Annotated in this window: 18 protein-coding genes and 1 pseudogene; 11 read left to right on the top strand and 8 right to left on the bottom strand. The window is 40.2% G+C overall.

Annotation, left to right across the window (positions count from 1 at the left end; translation table 11 throughout):
• Positions 1-29 precede the first annotated feature (29 nt).
• From H5120_RS11220 to H5120_RS11240, 5 genes are all read right to left on the bottom strand, one after another.
• Entirely contained in the window at positions 30-431 is a 402-nt protein-coding gene (locus H5120_RS11220; RefSeq protein ID WP_182674396.1) for a DUF6691 family protein, read from the bottom strand.
• A gap of 3 nt (positions 432-434) precedes the next feature.
• On the bottom strand, positions 435-848 hold the full coding sequence (locus H5120_RS11225; RefSeq protein WP_182674397.1) for a YeeE/YedE family protein: 414 nt from the start codon (positions 846-848) through the stop codon (positions 435-437).
• A gap of 132 nt (positions 849-980) precedes the next feature.
• The gene (locus tag H5120_RS11230; RefSeq protein ID WP_182674398.1) at positions 981-2,411 is read right to left on the bottom strand and encodes a sugar porter family MFS transporter; all 1,431 of its coding nucleotides are present in this window, start codon (positions 2,409-2,411) and stop codon (positions 981-983) included.
• A gap of 36 nt (positions 2,412-2,447) precedes the next feature.
• A complete protein-coding gene (locus H5120_RS11235; protein WP_182674399.1) occupies positions 2,448-3,551 on the bottom strand; it encodes a FecR family protein in 1,104 nt (367 codons plus the stop codon).
• Positions 3,544-4,116: an RNA polymerase sigma factor gene (locus H5120_RS11240; protein WP_002958279.1), complete on the bottom strand. Its 573-nt coding sequence runs from the start codon at positions 4,114-4,116 to the stop codon at positions 3,544-3,546. The genes H5120_RS11235 and H5120_RS11240 overlap by 8 nt, the downstream gene beginning before the upstream one ends.
• Before the next feature lie 346 nt (positions 4,117-4,462).
• Between H5120_RS11240 and H5120_RS11245 the strand changes: the two genes are divergently transcribed.
• From H5120_RS11245 to H5120_RS11260, 4 genes are all read left to right on the top strand, one after another.
• Positions 4,463-7,756, top strand: coding sequence for a TonB-dependent receptor (locus H5120_RS11245; protein ID WP_182674400.1), 3,294 nt, complete (start codon positions 4,463-4,465; stop codon positions 7,754-7,756).
• Between the two features lie 71 nt (positions 7,757-7,827).
• A complete protein-coding gene (locus H5120_RS11250; protein WP_182674401.1) occupies positions 7,828-9,384 on the top strand; it encodes a tryptophan halogenase family protein in 1,557 nt (518 codons plus the stop codon).
• A 36-nt stretch (positions 9,385-9,420) separates the two neighbouring features.
• Positions 9,421-10,161: a SapC family protein gene (locus tag H5120_RS11255; protein WP_182674402.1), complete on the top strand. Its 741-nt coding sequence runs from the start codon at positions 9,421-9,423 to the stop codon at positions 10,159-10,161.
• Entirely contained in the window at positions 10,154-10,873 is a 720-nt protein-coding gene (locus tag H5120_RS11260) for a DUF6445 family protein (protein ID WP_182674403.1), read from the top strand. Before H5120_RS11255 ends, H5120_RS11260 begins: the two co-directional genes overlap by 8 nt.
• Positions 10,874-10,881: 8 nt before the next feature.
• Here the strand turns inward: H5120_RS11260 and H5120_RS11265 are convergent.
• Positions 10,882-11,310: pseudogene (locus tag H5120_RS11265) on the bottom strand (dual specificity protein phosphatase family protein); the annotation flags it as partial.
• Between the two features lie 418 nt (positions 11,311-11,728).
• On the opposite strand from H5120_RS11265, the gene H5120_RS11270 reads away from it, so the two are divergent.
• The 3 genes from H5120_RS11270 (at position 11,729) to H5120_RS11280 (ending at position 15,966) form a co-directional block, all read left to right on the top strand.
• Positions 11,729-13,921: an exonuclease domain-containing protein gene (locus H5120_RS11270; RefSeq protein ID WP_182674404.1), complete on the top strand. Its 2,193-nt coding sequence runs from the start codon at positions 11,729-11,731 to the stop codon at positions 13,919-13,921.
• A 143-nt stretch (positions 13,922-14,064) separates the two neighbouring features.
• Complete coding sequence (locus H5120_RS11275) at positions 14,065-14,946, top strand: hypothetical protein (protein WP_182674405.1); 882 nt, start codon at positions 14,065-14,067, stop codon at positions 14,944-14,946.
• Between the two features lie 66 nt (positions 14,947-15,012).
• On the top strand, positions 15,013-15,966 hold the full coding sequence (locus H5120_RS11280) for a surface lipoprotein assembly modifier (RefSeq protein ID WP_182674406.1): 954 nt from the start codon (positions 15,013-15,015) through the stop codon (positions 15,964-15,966).
• Here the strand turns inward: H5120_RS11280 and H5120_RS11285 are convergent.
• A complete protein-coding gene (locus tag H5120_RS11285; RefSeq protein WP_182674407.1) occupies positions 15,950-17,296 on the bottom strand; it encodes a S8 family serine peptidase in 1,347 nt (448 codons plus the stop codon). The two genes, H5120_RS11280 and H5120_RS11285, sit on opposite strands and share 17 nt — an antisense overlap.
• Positions 17,297-17,436: 140 nt before the next feature.
• On the opposite strand from H5120_RS11285, the gene H5120_RS11290 reads away from it, so the two are divergent.
• Genes H5120_RS11290 through H5120_RS11300 form a run of 3 tightly spaced genes read left to right on the top strand, consistent with a single transcriptional unit; the run spans position 17,437 to position 19,203 of the window.
• Positions 17,437-17,928, top strand: a complete 492-nt coding sequence (locus H5120_RS11290; protein ID WP_182674408.1) for an RNA polymerase sigma factor — start codon at positions 17,437-17,439, stop codon at positions 17,926-17,928.
• The gene (locus H5120_RS11295; protein WP_182674409.1) at positions 17,925-18,665 is read left to right on the top strand and encodes a hypothetical protein; all 741 of its coding nucleotides are present in this window, start codon (positions 17,925-17,927) and stop codon (positions 18,663-18,665) included. The genes H5120_RS11290 and H5120_RS11295 overlap by 4 nt, the downstream gene beginning before the upstream one ends.
• A 25-nt stretch (positions 18,666-18,690) precedes the next feature.
• On the top strand, positions 18,691-19,203 hold the full coding sequence (locus H5120_RS11300) for a CC0125/CC1285 family lipoprotein (protein WP_002958265.1): 513 nt from the start codon (positions 18,691-18,693) through the stop codon (positions 19,201-19,203).
• A gap of 32 nt (positions 19,204-19,235) precedes the next feature.
• Here the strand turns inward: H5120_RS11300 and H5120_RS11305 are convergent, their stop codons facing one another.
• Positions 19,236-20,120 (bottom strand): DMT family transporter, encoded by an 885-nt coding sequence (locus H5120_RS11305; protein ID WP_182674410.1) that lies wholly within the window; start codon positions 20,118-20,120, stop codon positions 19,236-19,238.
• A gap of 102 nt (positions 20,121-20,222) precedes the next feature.
• Here H5120_RS11305 and H5120_RS11310 point away from each other — a divergent pair, with 102 nt between their 5' ends.
• Complete coding sequence (locus tag H5120_RS11310) at positions 20,223-20,747, top strand: sel1 repeat family protein (protein ID WP_182672041.1); 525 nt, start codon at positions 20,223-20,225, stop codon at positions 20,745-20,747.
• The last annotated feature ends 2 nt before the right edge of the window (positions 20,748-20,749 follow it).

Consider the following 20,749-nt stretch of genomic DNA (forward strand, 5'->3'; position numbering starts at 1 on the left):
TAGCTGCCGAGTTTAGTCGGCAGCAAATATTATACTTTTTTGGCTAACCACATACCGCCTAGCACGGCTGCAAAAAACAATAAAAACTCCATTTTAAGAGATACTAATTGAACCAAGCCCGGGCCTGGGCATATACCACTTAAACCCCAGCCTAAACCAAAAAGTACCGAGCCGATAATTAAGCGTGCATCAATTTTTTTTAAATCACTTAAATTAAACGTTCCTGAAAGAAGTGGCTTTTCTTTTGTTGCAACCCATAACCATGTAAGCATCATTATTAGCATGGCAACAGCCATCACTATAATTAAACTTGCGTCCCATTGGTTTCCATAGGTAAGAAAGTTAATCACTTTAGCGGGGTTTGTCATCCCGCTAATAATAAGTCCTAAGCCAAATATAAAGCCTATAACAACCATCATAATTGCTTTCATTATTTATCCTACAAGGTTTGCTGTAATGAAGGCGACAAGCATAAATGTGCATGTTGCAACCCAAGAGCGAGTAGAAAAGCGCGACATGCCGCACACACCATGGCCACTTGTGCACCCATTAGCTAACGTTGTACCAGCGCCAACTAAAAGCCCTGCAACAACAATAAGCCAAGGTGGTAATTGCAATTCGCCTTCTAATAAAGATGGCGCAAATACCCTTACAGACACTCCTGCCAACAACAACCCTAAAATAAAGTATAACTGCCAACGAGAGTCTGAATTTGCTTTAGCGAATACAGATTTAACAATGCCTGATATACCCGCAATTTTTCCGTATAAAACCAGTAATAACGTACACGCTAAACCTATTAATGCCCCGCCTATTGCAGCCGATACTGGGGTGAATTCTGTTATCATTTTTAAATTTCCCAAACAATAGAAGCGCCTAAACCGGTTTGTTTCATTTCGATTGATAATTGTTGATTAGGCGCTAAGTAGTTAGCACCCGTTACTTTTTTTGCTGGCGATTAATATCATCGCTTTTAAAAATTACATAGATTCGAGCGTTTTACCACGTGTTTCTTTTATGTATTTAACAACAAAAAATATGCTTATAAGTGCCGATAATGCATAAAAGCCATAAGCACCGGCAAGGCCAATGTTGGCAAGCATAATAGGGAAGGTCATGGTAATGGCAAAGTTAGCAATCCATTGTGCGCTAGCTGCAACAGCAAGCGCTGCACCACGAATACGATTATTAAACATTTCGCCTAATAATACCCATACAACAGGGCCCCAACTTAAGCCAAAAAATACCACAAATAAGTTAGCCATAATAAGTGCAAACGTACCCATGTTATCGCTAAGGGCAAGTTTGCCTGCTTCATCAAGGCCTGCACTACCAAATATATAAGTAAGCGCGCTTAAGCTAATAAACATACCAATACTGCCTACTAATAGCAGTGGTTTACGGCCAATTTTGTCAACTAATGCAATGGCAATAAAGGTTGATAGAATATTCGTGGTGCCTGCGAGTACATTTATAAATAACGATTGCGACTCATCAAACCCAGCGGCTTGCCAAAGCTCAGAGCCGTAATAAAACACCACATTAATACCCACAAATTGCTGAAATACACTAAGCGCAACACCCACCCAAACAATTGGGTGTACTTTTTTACTGCCATCAATAAATAAATCGCGAATGCTTGGCTTTGTGTCGCTATGCAATGAGCGTTTAACATCGCTTATTTGCGCATCAACGTTGTCGTTCGATATTTTACTAAATACCGATTTTGCATCATCCACTTTACCTTGCGCCACTAAATAACGAGGCGACTCTGGAATAAACAAAACACCGATTAAAAACAACACAGCAGGCACAAGCTCAGCCCAAAACATCCAGCGCCAAGCGGCTATATCAAGCATTAAAATATTTTGCGCGCTGCCTGCTGCATCAGCAATTAAGTAGTTACTTAAAAAAGCAGCAAATAAACCCAATACAATAGCGAGTTGTTGCAATGTAGCTAAACGACCACGTAGTGCTGGTGGTGCCACCTCTGCAATATAAGCTGGCGCTAATACTGACGCAGCACCAATACCTAAACCACCAAATAAACGGTAAAAAATAAACTCCGCAGAGCTTTCGCTAATGCCCGACCCAAATGCACTAATGGCAAAAATAATCGCGGTGATGATCATAATTGCACGGCGACCAAACTTATCAGCCAGCGGCCCCGCAGCAAGTGCACCCAAGGCGCATCCTAATAATACCGAGGCAACATTAAACCCCGTAGCTACACTGCTAGAATTAAATGCATTACCGAGTGCCGACACTGTGCCGTTAATAACGCCTGAGTCAAAACCAAATAAAAAGCCACCAATAGCAGCCACGGCAGAGATAAAAATTACGTAAAAAAGTGAGCACGTGTTTGATGTGTGCGCCGAGCTATTATTCCTCGGCGATAAAGATGATGTCATGATTGTGTGTCCTGATTTTTATTATTGTGTACTGTACTATATTGAAGCGCTTGGATCTGCGTAATTTAAACGAATTTTATCTGGGCTAATTCTTTCATAACTAATATTAAAATTATTATTTAATACTTCTAATAAGCCCTTAACATCGCCTGTTTTAAACATACCGGCGACTTGTACCCTTGTTAAACGCTCATCATCAGAAAGCTCAAAGTCTATATTCGTATATCGACTAATCTCGGCCATGGCATCGGCAAGAGATTCGCCTCTAAAAATAAGGCTTCCTTTACGCCAAGAAAGACTAGCCGCTACGTCTATAGGGTCTACTTTTTCAACGTGCTTAGCTATTTTACCTTTGAAACTTAAATCGAGCTTTTCACCTTTAGAAACTGCTGTAGAGTTATTTGATAAATATTTACCAAGCTTATTTGTTCCATTTTTTTGGAGGTTTGATGGTTGCGAACTAGTTTGTTCGGCAACAAGCACTTTGCCATCAGTGACTATTAACTCTATTTGTTTTTTACCCACTTCAACATTAAACGCAGTGCCTACTGCCTGAATAACTTTATCACCAGCAATAACACTTAAAGGCCGTGTCTTATCATGCGCCACATTTATATGTATCTCGCCCCGCAGTAAGTTAATTACTCGAGAGTCTCGGGTATATCTTATTTGTACAAAACTATTAGTGTTTAATGTAATTTCACTTTTATCTGGCAAAATTATGTCCTTGCTTTCACCTATACCCGTTTGAAAGTTAAGTTGCTTAGCGACAACAGTTGACTGATTAACGGGATAAAAAAATGAAAAATTAAATGCTTCTTGAAAAAAGCTAAGTGCAACAGCCAATAAAACAGAAGCGGCCGTTGCACCTAACCACACAGGGAGGCGTTTTTTTCTAGATTGTGATTGCGGGAATAGATCAGATAAGCGGCTGAGTTCACCCATCTTGTCCCATAGGTGTGCAACTTCAAGTAATACTTCGACGTTTTTATATGACTGAGCTAACCATAGCTGCAATGCGTCTTTTTCGGGTTTAGTTAAACCTCTATCGAGCTTAGCAAGCCATTCACTAGCACAATCAAGGCGTACGTCTTCGACTGCCTTATTATTTCGTTCGTTTATATGGTGGACATTACTCATGACTACCCCCTGCACTTTTTTGTGAAGAAGAGTTAGGTTTGCCATACACACTTTTTTCAGATTGTCGCATAAACTGCGTACAACGTTTTACGCCGGTTGCTATATGTTTTTCCACGGTACTTTCACTAAGGTTTAATTGAGCAGCAATTTCTCGCTGCGAATAACCATACACTTTTTTTAATACAAACACTTTACGGCATTGAACAGGCAAAAGCCTGACAGCTTCACAAAAATTTGAAAATTCGCAATCGGTAAGCGCATTTTCGTACATTTCGTCTTTCTGATGTTCCGTTAAGAGTTGCTCTAATGCTTCCATGTTGTCGATACTATCGACTAGTCGTATATTGGCTTGCTTTTGATAATCGAGCGCTAGGTTACGCGCCGTTTTATAAATAAAAGATTTTGGTGAGCAAATGTTTTCAGTGTTTTTTATTTGACAAATTCGCACGTAAGTTTCTTGCACAATGTCTTCAATTTCATGTGGAGGCACTATGCGTGCCACTACATTTGAGAGACCTTTGCGCGAGGCCAGATAAGCCTTATAAAATAGTGTGTCTTTTGTCATTGAGTGTGTGTCTCGTGTGTGTGTGGTTTTGGCAATTGTTGTTATTGTTTTGCCATTACAGCTTAAGACGATTGGTAATAAAAAATCCGCTACTCAATTTTAAAATAAATTGTTTTTCTATTTGTAAAATTGCAGGCACTATCAATCCTTGTTGTTAAAAGCTTGTAATTTGAATACCAAGTGTACTACAGTTTTTCAAATTATTAACACGTATAGGCTAGCTCTATAATTATACGTGTTCATATAACCAATTAATTAATATAAAAATATATTTAACTTTTTTAGTTGAAACCCCACAACATTTTTTTGCACACCAAAAAATAATAAAGGTTTAGTAATAATAAGTATGGCTAGTCAAAAAAATAAATTATTTGAAAAAAATAAAAAATATTTATGGAGGAAAATAAAAAGTCACTCGTCTTCATCCTGTGTATGGCCAAAAACTATACACAAGGAATATGTGCATTTGCCGCTTTGTTTACCAATTTATGTGCTGGTTTTTAGCTTATTCACCACCGAGGTAAAAGCGAGCCCTGTAAACGATAAAGCAGTGTTTAATATTCCTAGACAAAGGGCCGATTTATCGCTAATAAATTTTGCCGAGCAAGCCGATATTACTTTGCTTTTTCCGCTGGATAAAATTCAGCAGTTACAAACAAATACTATTGCTGGCGAGTATTCAATAATAAACGCATTACAGATTTTACTCGATGGCACAGGGTTGCAACCGCATGTTAGCGAAGATGGGCAAATATCTATTTTAATAGATCCAAGCTTCGAGAGAACTGACAACATGGCTAACTATAAAAAAAATGGCGTGTCGAGTGCTGTACTAGCTGTACTAAGCACAATGGCAACGCTCCCTGCAGTAGCAGAGACAGCAGCACAAGAACCAGAAATAATTGAAGTACGCGGAATTAGAGGCTCGCTTGGCCGAGCTATGGATGCCAAAAGAGAAGCGGGTGGCGTGGTTGACTCCATTTCAGCTGAAGATATTGGTAAATTTCCTGACACAAATTTAGCTGAGTCTTTACAGCGTATTACAGGGGTTTCAATAGACCGTTCAGGCGGTGAAGGGCAGCTCATTACAGTACGTGGTTTTGGCCCTCAGTTTAATACAGTGCTTGTAAATGGACGCCAAATGGCCTCTGAAAATCAAAGCCGTGCGTTTAGTTTTGATACCATTGCATCAGAATTGGTTAAAAGCCTAGATGTATTTAAAACCTCAACGGCCACTATGCAATCTGGTGGTATTGGCTCAACAGTAAACGTTAATACGGCACGTCCATTTGCGATTAGTGGCTTTAAAATAGCGGGTAGTGTTAAAGGTATTTACGATGAAAATAGCGAAGAAACCACACCTGAGATTTCTGGCTTAATTAGTAATACATTTAATGATGACACACTGGGTTTGTTGTTTGCCGTTTCTCGTCAAGAACGCGAAACACGCTTAAATCAGGCACAGGTAGACGGCTGGTTAGAAAACGTGGGCGTCCCAAATCCTCAAACTCAAAGCGGGCAAGCATACACCGGTAATATTTTTTCGCCACGTAATTACGATCATAAAGTTACTACAGAGACACGTACACGCACTAATGCAAATTTAGTTATACAGTATGCACCTTCAGATGATTTAGTTATCACTGCTGATGCGCTCTATTCAGATTTTGATGTAGAAGCAGACACAACGTCTTACGGGCACTGGTTTACAGCTCCAAACTTAGAAGGCTTTGGTGATGCAGCGGGGCCAACTGTTGACGAAAATGGCACTGTGGTTGATTTATATCAAGAGGTAGGTCTTGCCACCGATATGCACGCTAAAAAGTTTGATCGTTTAACCAACTCTAGCGCATTAGGTTTAAACTTTGATTGGCATGTAAACGATAACTTAAATATGAAGTTTGATTTGAGCCACTCAAAAGCCAAGCGTGAGGCTAATAATGGCGGTGGCGATCAGCTATCGTTGATTGGCTATGCTAACCGAGTTCGATTTGAAGTGGATGGCGGTATCTTACCTTACGCGAGTGAGTTTGCCTCTGCTAACCCTAACATTTATAGCGGCCAGCAAGAGCTGGACGGTGTTGCTTATAACCCTGCAGTTGCACCTGATGGCGTATCAAATCATTTAGATACAGCCAACAGCCGTGCACACGTAATGCTTCGCCGTGGTTGGGCTGTAGAAGATACTGTGGATCAGTTTCGTTGGGATAGCATTTGGCATAACGATGGCAGCTCAGGCCTAGTTTCGGTTAAATTTGGTGCTATGTATTCAACTGAAACTAAAAGCCTTGATCGTTGGGACAACGAAGGCGTAGGTATTCACTGTACCTTTTGTGGTTACCCAGATGACCCAAGTATGGATGGCTTAGCGCAATTTGTATTTGACGCAGGAGATGACTTTTTAGGTGATGTGAGCGGCAGCGGTCGTATGCCAACGTCATGGCTTGCACATGATGGAGAGGCAAACTTTGCGTACCTTGAGCAAATAGCTGCGGCGAATGGTCAGCCTATTAGTTTTGATGCAGTTAAACGTAATAAGTCGTTTGAGATAACTGAAGATACTTTCTCGTTTTATACAGAATTTGATTTTGAAGCTGAACTTGCAGGCATGCCTTTATACGCAACAGCGGGCTTTAGATATGAAAGCACCGATGTAAAAGTAAAGGGCACAGATGAGCCGGTTAGCGCGTTAACTATCTTAGATAAAACAGAAATGCTTGCTAATTTCGGCGCCGTAGAAAATATTTCAGCAAGTTCAGATTACGAAGCGATTTTACCTAACTTTAGCGTAAAGCTTGAAATAAGCGATGAGCTAATAGCACGTGCTGCTGTATCACAAACAATTACGCGACCAACACTCGATAGTATGTCGCCTGTAACAGTAATTGAAACAACGCGCCAAGGGGGCAATTTAACATCAAGCTCTGGTAACCCTGCGCTTGAGCCATTTACCTCTGATAACTTAGATTTATCATTAGAGTGGTATTACGCTGATGCCAGTTATTTATCCGCTGGTTACTTTAGAAAGAATGTTGCTAACTTCATTATCAATACCACTGAAGATTTAACCTTTGAATTGTCTGACGGCGGATTGTTGACTGACCCCTCAACAGGTAACGATGTAGATAACCCTGACGCTGCTGACTCGACGGCTGTATTTACAAACACATTACCAAATAATAGCGAATCGGCGATTGTTGATGGCTGGGAAATAGCCTTACAGCATAGTTTTGATAGTGGCTTTGGTTTTATGGTTAATGCAACATTTGTTGATAGTGATGCAGAACTAGACCCTGCAGATATAACTCAAGTATTTGCATTAACAGGCTTAAGCGACTCTTATAATGTGGTTGGCTTTTATGAGAATGGCCCATTTCAGGCGCGTTTAGCCTATAACTGGCGCGATAGCTTTGTACAGTCACTAACACAGTTAAATGGTGATGGTGTGACGATAGTTGAAGACTATGCACAATTCGATGCCAGTGGCAGCTATGATATTACCGAAAATGTATCGGTGTTCTTTGAGGGTATAAACTTAACCGAAGAATACGTACACAAACGTGGTCGCTTCTCTAATCAATTACTAATGGTTGAAGATAGCGGGCGACGTTTTGCGTTAGGTGTTCGTGGAAGTTTCTAACTTAAATAATAAAAGTGGCTTTTACATTTAGTAATAGCCACTTTTTAAATATGCCTTTATAGGTAACAAGCATGAACCAGCAAAATAAAGAAATAAAAACAGTGGTTGTCGTTGGTGGTGGTATAGCAGGCTGGCTAACAGCTGGTCGATTAGCGGCGGACCATAAAAGTAATACCCCCGATGGTCTTAATGTTGTGCTAGTTGAATCTCCAAATGTACCAATTATAGGTGTTGGTGAAGGCACTTGGCCTACCATGCGTAGTACATTAATAGCACTTGGTATTAGCGAAACCGATTTTATACGCGAGTGTGAAGCAAGCTTTAAGCAAGGAGCAAAATTCGCCAAATGGGTGGATGGCAGCGATGATGATTTTTACTATCACCCATTAGTTCTGCCGCAGGGCTTTTCAAAAACCGATATGGCAGGGCATTGGTTAAATAACACAGCAGAGTCAACGTCTTTTTCAAACGCAGTGTGTTACCAAGAAGCTATTTGTGAGCAAGGGCTTGCCCCTAAAACAATTCGTACACCAGAATATGCTGCTATAGCCAATTATGCCTACCATTTAGACTCTGCAAAATTTGCCGTTTTTTTACAAAAACATTGTACGCAGCAGCTAGGCGTTAAACATATTTTAGCTGATGTAACGCAGGTCAATAGTGCTAAAAATGGCGATATTGCAAGCGTTACTACAAAGCAACAAGGTGAAATTAGCGGTGATTTATTTATCGATTGCACTGGTTTTTCATCATTGTTATTAGGCGAGCATTATAAGGTTCCTTTTCAGCCTTGCGATGATGTGCTGTTTATTGATACCGCCTTAGCAGTGCAAGTCCCTTATGAAGATGAAAATGAGAGTATTGCATCTCATACAATTTCAACAGCGCAAGAAGCGGGCTGGATATGGGATATAGGATTACAGCATCGCCGTGGGGTGGGCTATGTGTACTCCAGTAAGTACAGTACCGAGTCGCAAGCAAGGGAAAAGCTTAGAGAGTATGTAGGCGATAAAATAGAGTCGTTAACAATTAGAAAAATCCCTATTAAAAGTGGCCACCGCTCACATTTTTGGCAAAACAACTGTGTTGCGGTTGGGCTTTCGGCTGGTTTTTTAGAGCCACTAGAAGCTTCTGCATTGGTATTAGTAGAAATGTCAGCACAAATGATCAGCGAACAACTTCCCCATACCCGGGATATTATGGATATTACCGCCAAACGCTTTAATGAGACGTTTACCTATAGGTGGGAAAAAATAATCGACTTTTTAAAGTTACATTATATTTTATCAACCCGTGACGATAACGCATTTTGGAGCGATAACAGAGACCCTAAAACGATTCCTCAAAGCTTACAAGATCTAATGAAACTATGGCAATACCGCGCCCCTGCTGATCACGACTTTACAAGTAACAATGAGGTGTTTCCAGCTGCGAGTTATCAATATGTTTTATATGGTATGGGCTTTAAAAGTGACTACAGCACAACTGCCTATATGCTTGAAGATACTGTTTTTGCTAAAAGTCAGTTTGATAAAAATAAGAGCATGATAAACCAAGCTGTAACTAACTTACCTAGTAACCGAGAATTATTAAATAAAGTTAAGAATCATGGTTTTAGCACTATTTAGCTTAAAAATTTACACATAAAAACAATAGAGACACACATGGAAAATTTAGTCGCATTAGAACAAAGTGCTCATCAGCACATAAAAATAGACACACAAAAGGCACAATCACACGCAGAAAACATTAATATGGTTCCTGTTGTTATGGCGGAACTAAACCAAATTGCTGTTCAGCAGCCTATAGTTTTTGCAAAAAACTCAGAAACAGGGGAGTTTACACTCAATGCTTTATTAGGCTTTGAGCAACATGAGAACTTGTTTTATCAGAACTCGCAGTGGCAGGGTGTGTATTTACCGCTTCAATTACAGCGTCAGCCATTTTTTGTTGGTGATACTCATGCGCAGCAAACTCAATACCCTGTGTGTATTAATTTAAATAGCCCAGCAGTCGTTAATAATCGATCGCAAAGCCAGAATAATTTAGAACCAATTTATACCCAAAGCGCTGAAGAGAGTAGCTATTTCAAACAAATAAAGCAGTGTTTAGGGCATTTACTACAGGGCGAAATAGACAATAAAAAGTTAATTGATACCTTGTTACAGCATGATCTACTGCAGCCATTATCGCTTGAGGTAACGTTTCAGAACAGTCAAAAAACAAAGTTAAACGGCCTATACACTATTAACCAAGAAAGACTCGCACAACTTAATAGTGATCAAATTACACTTTTACATCAAAGCGCTTTATTACCCGCTATTTATACTGTTATAACCTCACTTGGCCAAATATACCCATTGATAGAGCGTAAAAATGCAGTGCTTAATTTAGCCGATGATTGATTTTAAACTAAACGAAAATATGGCGTTACACATACATACTGTAGGGGAAGAGAAAACCCCTATTATTGTTATTGATGATTTTGTAAATAATGTAGATGCGCTTATTAATTTTGCTGTGTTTTCTCAAAGTGCTAGAGAAGCGTTTTGCGCACAAGAAAGTGATTTTTACCCAGGAGTAAGAAAAGCAGCACCGCTTAGTTATATCGAGCGGTTAAAAGCGCTTGCGCCAATTATTAATTCACACTTTGATATGGCGGATAAAAGCGAGTTCGATGTAATTCTTTCTGCTTTTTCAATTGCATGCACTGAGCCTGATAAGCTCAGGCCAATACAAATGCTCCCTCATTTTGATACACCTAATATAAATCAACTTGCTATAGTGCACTTTTTATGTGATGAAACTCATGGTGGCACTTCATTTTATAAGCATAGAGCCCTAGGGTACGAACGTATAACAAAAGAGCGGCTTATGCTTTATAGCCAAGCTATTAAGCAACAAGCCATGGCGCAAAAGCTTCATAAAAATCCACAATATATAAATGGAAGTACAACTTTGTTTGAGCAAGTTTACAGTGTAGAGGCAAAGCTAAATCGCGCAGTTATATACCCAAGTAACTTATTGCATTCCGGTAATATAAACGCGTCTAATGGTTATGCCTGTGACCCAGTTAATGGGCGTTTAACTATCAGTAGCTTTGCTGTTTTACGCTAGCTTTTTTATTACCGACTAAAACTCTCAAAGTACTCTTTTTGCAATTCTATAGTAAGCGCTTTAGGGTGAATGCCTTGTACTAGGCTGTATACTTCTTCTTTTGTGTAACCTGCCGAATTTAAAATAAGCGCAGCGACCAACCCTGTGCGGCCTGTACCGCCTTTGCAATGTATGGCAATGGTTTGTTTGTGTTGTATGGCCTGTAATATGTCGGTTTTGTGGGTGTTCCAGCTTGATGTAAAAGGTTGTTTGGGTGCTTCGTCGTCATTTATTGGTAAATGAAACCAGGTTATATCGTGCTTATTGCACTCAGTATTAATTGTTTGTACGTTGTTTTTTTCAAGCTCCTTTTGAGGCATAAGTGAAAGCAGCATGTGAGTGCCAGCCGCTTTTAATGTGGCGATTGAATCCGCTAGGTTTTGTGTTTTTGTACTGGGGCCTGTTTATCTTTCGAGGTTAATTTTGCAGCAGTATGTTTGGTATTTAGTCAAGGCAGAGCTTATGTAGTGTGGTTGTTCCCCATAAATAGGCGATAACGCAGTATAAATGCCAAACATGCGCTGCCCGAAGGGTTCTGCCTAGGGGGGATTGACTCTTTGTTGCTCGGCTTTTACTTAGCCCACTAGGTTACAAGCCTCGCGCCGCGATTAAATCCCCCCTAGATTGAACAAATTTAATCCTGAAAGGTCAGCAGGCCCTGAGCAGGGCGTAAAAATAATATTTGCGCCGTTATTGAGTGATAAAATATCGTACGGGTGCGCGCTCATGGTAAGTCCTTTATTTTTAATGAATTTGTTTTATAAGCTCACTATAGCGTGTTTTAGTTACAAGTTTAAGATTGAATAATAAGCATAAATGCTAGATACTGTTTTTATATACAGTTGTGGCGATATTATGAAAAAAGAATTACCAGCAAAATACTATTTAGCGCATTTTAGAGAGCTTATTGAGTTTGTAACTAGTAAATGTATGCATTTACTTGAGCCCAAGCACCGCGAATTTATTAGTAAAATTAATCAGCTAGATGAGCAAAGCCAATGCATGTTGGCGCGTGTGTACTCGCGAAAGCCTTATTTGGTGCAGGCGCAATCGCTTAATTATGAAGAAATAACCTCGCCGCATCAGGCTATTTATACGCTAAAAAAAGCGGGTATTTTATTTGAGCCAAACGAGCAGCATTATTCGCAGCTTTTAGCGCACTTAACTAAGCCTTCTTTGGTTGAGTTGCTAAGTAATTACAGTGAGCAAATAAGCTTTAAAAAGAGCGCCGCTAAAGGCGCGCTGGTGGATATTGCGCGTGAGTTTTTTAAAGCATGCCCACAAGAGCTTGCGCCACTTTATAGCCAGTATGTAATTAACAACCGCAGTGATTACTACGAGTATTTTGAGTTTTTATTTGCAGGCAAACTAAGCAGTGGTGATGTGAATCATCAAAACCGTTTTGTAATGCGAGACTTAGGCTTAACCGCTACGCGCGAAGGACACAGCGAGAGCTTGTCGCGCTTTGAAACACTTGACGAAGCGCAATCAAACTATTTATTAAACCATTACCGATTAGCATTTAAAAATATTACAGATGAGAGCGACTATGTTGCTTTAGCGTCGCAGGTTTTAGTGCAAGCTGCACATGGTGCAATAGCCGTTGTATTAAAAAACAAACTATTAGTTAGGCTTTATAGGCAGCTAAAAACAGTTGATAGCGAACTTGCTTTTAGTTTACTTGAAGGGTGTGTGGATGATAGCGAAGCACAAGAAATTCAAATAAGAGAGCAATACAGGCTTGGCAATAAAGAGTGGGTAAAAGCTCGATTAGAAGCCATTATCGAAAACCCACTTACTGATGATTTACTTTATTTTGCTGACGATTTTTTAATGCGTAAGTTTAATAAAAAAACACGTTCGCGTTTAAGTGCCATGCTTGCCGATACTCAGTGCGTGCTAGAAATAGATGAACTGTACCGAGGTGAAGTAGAGCAGGGCGTAAACGATTATTATACTCGCCAAGGTATGGCTGTATTTAATACCGAAAACACGCTTTGGCAAAGTTTGTTTGGTTTAGTATTTTGGCATGAGTTATTTGTGGAGTCGCCTTATCCGCCATGCAATGAGTTTGATATTTATCCGCAAGTATTAAGGCTTGGTAATTTTTATGAAGCGCAGCAAACACAGATAAACGAGCGCTTAGCTCAGTGCCAAACGTCGCAAGCATTACTTAATTTAGTGTGCAAACATGCAGCGCAATACTTTGATCAGCCCAATGGCTTATTTAGATGGCGCAGCAATTTATTAGAGCCACTAGAAGCGCTTATTTTAAACAGCCCACTTGAGGCACTAATTGCGCACTTAACGGCTATGAGTAAACATTATTTACAGCTAAAAGACGGCTACCCCGATTTAATGGTTATTAATAATGGCCAAGTACATTTTGAAGAAGTAAAAGCTCCAGGCGATAAGCTTAGGCGCAACCAACTTACAACTATTGATAATTTAAAAAATGTGGGCTTTACGGTACATATTGCCGCAGTTAAGTGGTTTGTAGATCCAAACCGTGTTTACAGCGTAGTTGATATAGAAACCACGGGCGGCTTAAAAGGCGGCAACCGAATTACCGAAATTGGCATAGTTAAAGTACAGCACGGTAAAGTAATTGATACTTGGACTACACTTATTAATCCGCAGCGCCATATACCTGGCTTTATTACGTCATTAACCGGTATTAGCGACAGTATGGTTTACAACGCGCCTGTATTTGCCGATATAGCCAAGCCGCTATTAGATAAACTCTCAGGCAGTATTTTTGTAGCCCATAACGTTAATTTTGATTACGGTTTTATTAAAAAAGAATGCGAGGTTGCAGGGCATTTTTTTAAAATGCCAAAAATGTGTACCGTGGTTGAATCGCGCAAAGCGTTTAAAGGCTTAAAGTCGTATTCGCTTGGTAACCTTAGTGCGCATTTTAATTTAAATTTAACCAGCCATCACCGCGCATTGGCCGATGCAACCGCCACTGCCGAGCTGTTATTACTGATACAAAATAGTGAAACGTAAACGCAGTAGCGTATTATCTTTTTTTAACTATATGAAATTTAAATAATAAGTAGTTTTGTTATAAATTTTTAATTTATTTTGGAATAAAGTGTTTTTGTAAATCGTCTTCTTTATGTCAATCCGACAAACTAGAGGACAAAACAATGATTAAATTAAATAAAATTGTAAGCGTAATGATGTTAAGCGGTGTGTGTACTTTTACAGGTGCAGTGCACGCCGCTGATATTGAAATATCTCAGTCAACGTCGGCGCAGCAACAAACATCTACATCTATTGCGCTTTCACAAAACGGTTTAACAGCCAGTGGTAGCAACGAGTCAAACGTATCTAACGATACACAAGTAACGGCTGATGACTCGCAAAACACAGATTCAACGGCGAATAACACGCAAACTTCAGCGCAAGAAAGCAGTGAGGCCGCAGAGCCTGCAAGTTCATTAGTTGCATCTGCCAGCTCATCTTTAAATAACTCATTGAACGCATCGGCCTCGTCTTTAAATGCCACAGGCAATACCACAGCCAATACAGCACTTGATGCAACCGCGCAGTTAACCTCATCGGCGGGTAATTTAACGACTGCAGTGAGCCAATCGTCATTACTTTCTGTTACCTCTGAACAAGGCACTCAGCCTGACACTACTGATACACCAACAGATGCCTCTTTACTTTCAAATGTGAGTAGCGCAACCGATTCAGTAACACAAGCTGATGCAGCGAGTGCGCTTAATGCGGGTGAGCTTACAAACCAATTAGCAATTACTAATACGGCTGCAAACTCAGTGAGTTCTGCACTGCAGTTAGGTGATGCAATTAATACCAGTAATGAAGTTGTAAGTAGTGTTCAGCAATCTTTAATTGCCAGTGTGCAAGATAGTACGGTTAGCAGTTTACAAAGCACGGTACAACAAAGTGTTAGCGGGCAGGTGAGTGCAGCGGTCACTGATCAAATTAGTAACGATGTAGCACTTAGCACCGCAAGTGAAGTAGTTACCAACATTACTAACGATTTAGACCTAGGTCTTTAATACGCCCTAAGCGTGTTTGCACAAATGCCGAATAGGGAAACCTATTCGGCCTGTTGGAGAATAAATATGAAAGCAGTTATAACCGCCACATTGTGTGTTTTTAGTGTCCAAGCGGTGCTTGCACAAACCAACCACGTTAAAACACCTGAGCAAAATAAACCCTTTAAAAGTAGCTTTGAGCTAAATGCAGATGCAGAAGTTGGGGTATTAAGTAACTCGGCGCTCTCTGTTCAGGAGCTTGACGATATTTCGTCGCAAAGCGACAGCGGTATAAAAACCGCAGCCGGTGTTAATGCAAAATGGCAATTAACCAAAGGCGCTAAATTAACCTCAAGCTATCGGTTTGAACAACAAGACTACGATGAATTTGATCAATACGATTTAGACCTTCATCAATATGGTTTAGATGGCAGCTACAGCTTTAATAGCCATGAGGTAGGAGTTCGTTACGATGGCGCAAAAGCAAATGTAGATGGCGATACATTTTTACATTTTAATCAAGCTAGTGCTTACTATGGTCATTTTTTAAACCCGCATACGTATTTACGTATGAGCATAAAAACCAAAGCTAAACGTTTTGCTACTGCAAAAGCACGTAATGCCGATGGCGTAGGTGCCGATGTAGCGCTTTATCATTTTATAAATAATGGCCAAACCATGCTAATGGCAGCGCTAAGTGCCGATAAAGAAAACGCCGACGACAACCAATACGACTTTAACGGTTACGGCTTTACTACTAAAGTTACGCACAAATTTACGGCCTTTAATGTAGCTAACAAAGTAGGGGCTGGCTGGCGTTATCAAAATAAAGATTACGATGAGCAAACAACGGATGATTTTTTTGAGCAAATACCGTCGCGAGATGAGCACCGAAATGTAGTTAATGCGTTTTATAACCTAGCTGTGTTTGAGCACGTAACACTCATAGCCGAGGCTGAATATGGCGATTATCAATCAAAGCTTAGTAGCAATACCTATACTCAGTCGGTTTTATCGGCGTCAGTTAAAGTGCACTTTTAGGTGGGTAAATGGCGCCATAACCAAAGGTGGCGTCTTTGCCTTGCTCGCCTAAATCGACGGCCAGCGATGTAAGTTCGTTAAGTGCTTTGGTTTTATTATTACCATGTTTTAACAATAAACAACTTAATGCCGCGCTTACATGCGGCGCCGCCATTGACGTACCCGACTCCCTCCCAAATTTTCCATTGCCTTGGCTTGTAACAACATTTACACCAAGGGCTGCAAAGTCTATGTAATCGCCTTTATTTGACCATCTATAAATGTGGTTTGTTGCATCAATAGCACTTACCGCTATCACGCTTTTATACGCGCCTGGGTATAACGGCTGCGACGCCGGACCTTGATTACCCGCAGCTGCTACAATTAATACGTTTTGTTTTATTGCTGCAGTAATACTTGCTTCTAAAATTGCGTTATTTGGCCCTGTTAGGCTCATATTTATTACGGGTATTTTATTACTAACTAGCCAGTTAAGTGCCTCTACTATGGCAAATAAAGTAGCCCCTTGTGCATATTCAGATTGCCTATAAAACACCTCGGCACTGTAGAGCTTGGCACTGCCTAAAAGCGGGTTAAGTTTTGCGCCTTTACCTGTAATTAGCCCTGCAATGGCGGTGCCGTGTAAATTTGGCGAGCTTAACCCTTTAGGTAAAAAGCTTTGTGTGATGATATTTGCGCCTTTAAAAGCACTGTGTTTGGTATTAATGGCGCTGTCGATCATGCCAATTTTTACGCTTTGTGTGCAGTAAGGAGCAACAGACTTATTTGGTGTTACTTTTGCGGTAGGCTCGCCTGTTTGCGCTTGGTAAATGTGGTTTCGGTCAAGTATTGCAGACTCATCTAAGTTAAGCACTTTTAATAACTCACTTTTAGAATTAACACCTTGCGGTGCTTTAAAGCGCACTAAGCTCATGTTAAGTGCGTTGTAATTATTTACCGATACAATGGTTACATTTTGCTGTTTTAGGGTATTAAGTTGTTGGCTATTTGCCATTAATAACCATTGGCGCTCTATTGCTCTAAAGCCGTTTTCAAGCTCTACTTCAACAAATGCAGTGTTTTGGCTATTTATATTAATGTTAAGCACATTGGGTAAGCTGCTAATTGGCTCACTTATTTGCGCTTTTAGTTCATCAATCGATATTTGTGGAACAGGCACCGGAAGCGGCAGGCGTTGTGCTCGCTCTATAGTTTGTTCAATACGCTGCTCTATTGGGCTTAGCTGCCCAAGCACCTGATCGACTCTTACTATATTGGCTGAACTCGTTGCGCTAAATATACAAAGCAAAGCGGCTATTATGTGTTTAACGCGTGTGTTTATAATATTCATAGTGGGTTACTTCTATTAAATTTATCATGCTGGTTAGTTAACGTTTAACACATAGAAATATTTCATTATTTAAATTATTTTGATTATTTGGGAATAAATGCTTTTTTGAATCGTCTTCTTTATAAAAGGGGTAAAAATCAATGAACGAAACTATAAAAACCTTATTGCCCATGCTTAGGCGTTTTGCCTATTCGCTAACGGGTAGTAAAGCAGATGCAGACGATGTAGTGCAAATAACAATTGAAAAACTATTAGTAAAAGGTATTCCAGATGACGTTGAGCCTGCTAAATGGGCATTTAAAATTTGCCGTAATGTGTGGATAGATGAATACCGCTCACGCAAGGTAAGGCAAAATACGGCTCAGGCCGATATATTACCAGAGCCAATAACAAGTAATGAGCACCAAACACTCGAAAACAAACAAATGCTTAAAAATGTAAATACAGCACTTGGGCAATTACCCGAAGAACAACGCGCCATAGTATCGCTGGTGGCAGTGCAGGGCATGGCTTATAAAGAGGTAGCATATACACTCGATATACCTATAGGCAGTGTAATGAGTAAATTATCGCGCGCACGCAGTACACTTTATAATTTAATAAAACCCGACTTTAAAAAGGAGCAAGTATGAACATTAACGACGAAACACTTAGCGCCTTTTTAGACTCAGAACTAAGCGAGCACGAAATGGAGCAAGTGCGTAAAGCCCTTGAAACCGATGATGAGCTAGTAATGCGACTTGCAGAATTTAGCGAAGTAGACATGTTAGTAAAAGAGCACGCAGCAAGTATTGACGACGCACCACTTAGTGACTCATTAGCTAAAACGGTTGCAAAGCTTGATACAGCAACGACAAAAAACACGTTAAACAGTAATGTAGTAACCTTAACGCCTTGGCAAAAGGTTAAGCAATCGGCTAATAAAAGTTTAGCAATAGCAGCAAGTGTTGCTGTGGTATTTGGTATTGCAATGACGAGTTATTTACAACCCAGTGAGGCGCAAAACTTAGTAGCCAGTAATACAGCCTCAGCCCTTAATACGCAGCTAAGTAGTGGTGTGTTTGAGCAAAGTGATGGCTCAGTATTTAGCGCACAGCTTAGCTTTAAAAATCAGCAAGGTGAGCTTTGTAGGCAGTATGCACTAAGCTCAAATAATACAACGCAAACAAGCATTGCTTGTAAAACGCAAAGCGGTTGGCAAATTAAAGCGCAAACAGCTACGCAACAAAGTAACAATGGCGCGCAATATCAAACGGCGTCTAATAACAGTGACTTAGATGCTGTTATAGATAGCATGATCAGCGGCGCACCACTCGATAGAGCGCAAGAGCAGCAAGCAATTAGCGCAAAGTGGCAGTTAAACAAATAATAATGTGTATAAAACGAGGTGAACTATGAAAACATCTATTTTAATTATCAGTATTTTACTTATGGCGGGCTGTGCATCCAAACCTGATTACCGCGCCGCAAATAATGGCTCACAAGGTTACAGCGAGCAAAAAATTAGCGACGATCAATACCGAGTAGAGTTTAAAAGCGTATCAAATAATGTAGCCGATGCCGGTGACTATGCATTATTACGCGCGGCTGAGCTTACCCAAGCACAAGGCTACGATTGGTTTGTTGTAACCAACAAAGAAACCTTTGTTGAGTCTAAATCGCAAGCTCCCGCGTCATCTATTAGTGCATCACAAAGCCAGCAATATGAGCGAAGCTGCGGTTTATTAACCTGCGAAACACGCGCTCGCCCAACAAGCAGTGTAGGCGTACAAGTGAGCAACAATGATAAACGCAAAGAAGTGCACACCTTAATTGATATTAAAATGGGCAAAGGTATAAAGCCAAGCGACAACAGTTTTAGCGCCCAAGACTTAATTGAAAACTTAAGCAAAAAGGCGCAAAAGTAAGCTTTTTTGGTAAAAGCGCTTGATATAAGCACTTAGCTTGTTTTAGCTAAGTGCTTTTTTCGTGGTAAGAAACCAGTAACCAGCATAGTGCCCACAATGACAAATAATGCGCCTAGTAACGTATTTGGCCCAATTTGCTCATCTAAAATTAAATGCCCCCAAAAGATGCCAAATAGTGGAATTAAAAACGTGACTGTTAATGCTGAGGTAGGGCCTATATCTTCGATTAATTTAAAAAATAAAATATAAGCAAGTGCGGTACACATTACTCCTAATACGAGTACACCTAACATAACGTTGGTGCTTGGAACTTCACGCATTGGCATAAATAAGATAAGAGGCAATACCATAAAGCTTGAAGCCCACATTGAGCCATGGGCGTTATCGAATGGGGCCAGTTTAGGCGCGTTTTTAGTGTAATGCGATGCAATGGCATAGCAAAGTGATGCGCTTAATGCCGCTACTATGGCCAAAATTGATTGGCTATTTAACACAAAATGATTTTGCCCAACCAAAATAACTACGCCAATTAAACCCAGCAGTAAACCAATCACCATACTTTTATTGGGCTTTGTTTTTTTCCATACAATTCCAACAACAACACCCCATATTGGTGTTGTAGAATTTAAAATTGAGAGTGTGGAAGCGCTAATAGTTTGGGCTGCGTAAGCAAAAAATAAAAACGGCAGAGCAGAATTAAACGCACCTATAATAAAAAAGTGTTTTTTATGTTGGACAAACGCTAAGCTGCGTTTTAAGTACAGCGCCACAATAAAGAGGGTGAGTGCGGCAAAGCCAACTCTAAATTCTATTAACACCGCTGGGCCTAAGCTGTTAGCTGCCATTCGCATAAATAAAAATGACGCGCCCCAAATTGCAGCCAGAAAAAATAACCGAAGTAAACTTGCTAAGCTCATGATAGTATTTTAATTATACAAACAGGATTACACAATAACAGGCTTTGCAAAGAGTGTAAGCCAGATTCGGTACTCGCATATAAAAATAATAAAGGACTAGTTATGGCTAAATGTATATCGGTTGCAGCAATTTTGGCTGTAGGTTTATTAGGTGGGTGTGGGTCGACCCCTGTTAGCCTATACAGCGACAATACAATGAAGAAAAAAGAATACAATGGTATTAAAGCGTATAAAAAGGGGCTGTACGAGCAAGCTTTTTATGATTTAAAAGAGCCGGCAGCACTTGGCTATAAAAGTGCACAATACACGTTGGCATTCATGTTTTTAAAAGGCCAATACTTGGAGCAATCTACTAAACTCGGAATGGGCTGGCTAGGTGTTGCAAAAGAAGCGGGGGTTGAGAATTGGTCTGCGCAATACGATGCATTTTACAGTGCAGCGACTACGCAGCAAAAACAACAAATAGACGAAACAGTTGAGTTGTATATAACGCAATTTGGCGTTAAAGCACAAAATATGACCTGTCGGCGTTCAGCTTCGCCTAGGCGTACATTTGGTGAAGTTAAAATTGATTGCACTAAGCACGAAGGTAGCGTTACCGAGCACGACATACAAATAATAGAATAGAG

The sequence above is a fragment of the Pseudoalteromonas sp. SR43-2 genome (assembly GCF_014163885.1).
Taxonomy (GTDB): Bacteria; Pseudomonadota; Gammaproteobacteria; order Enterobacterales; family Alteromonadaceae; genus Pseudoalteromonas; species Pseudoalteromonas distincta.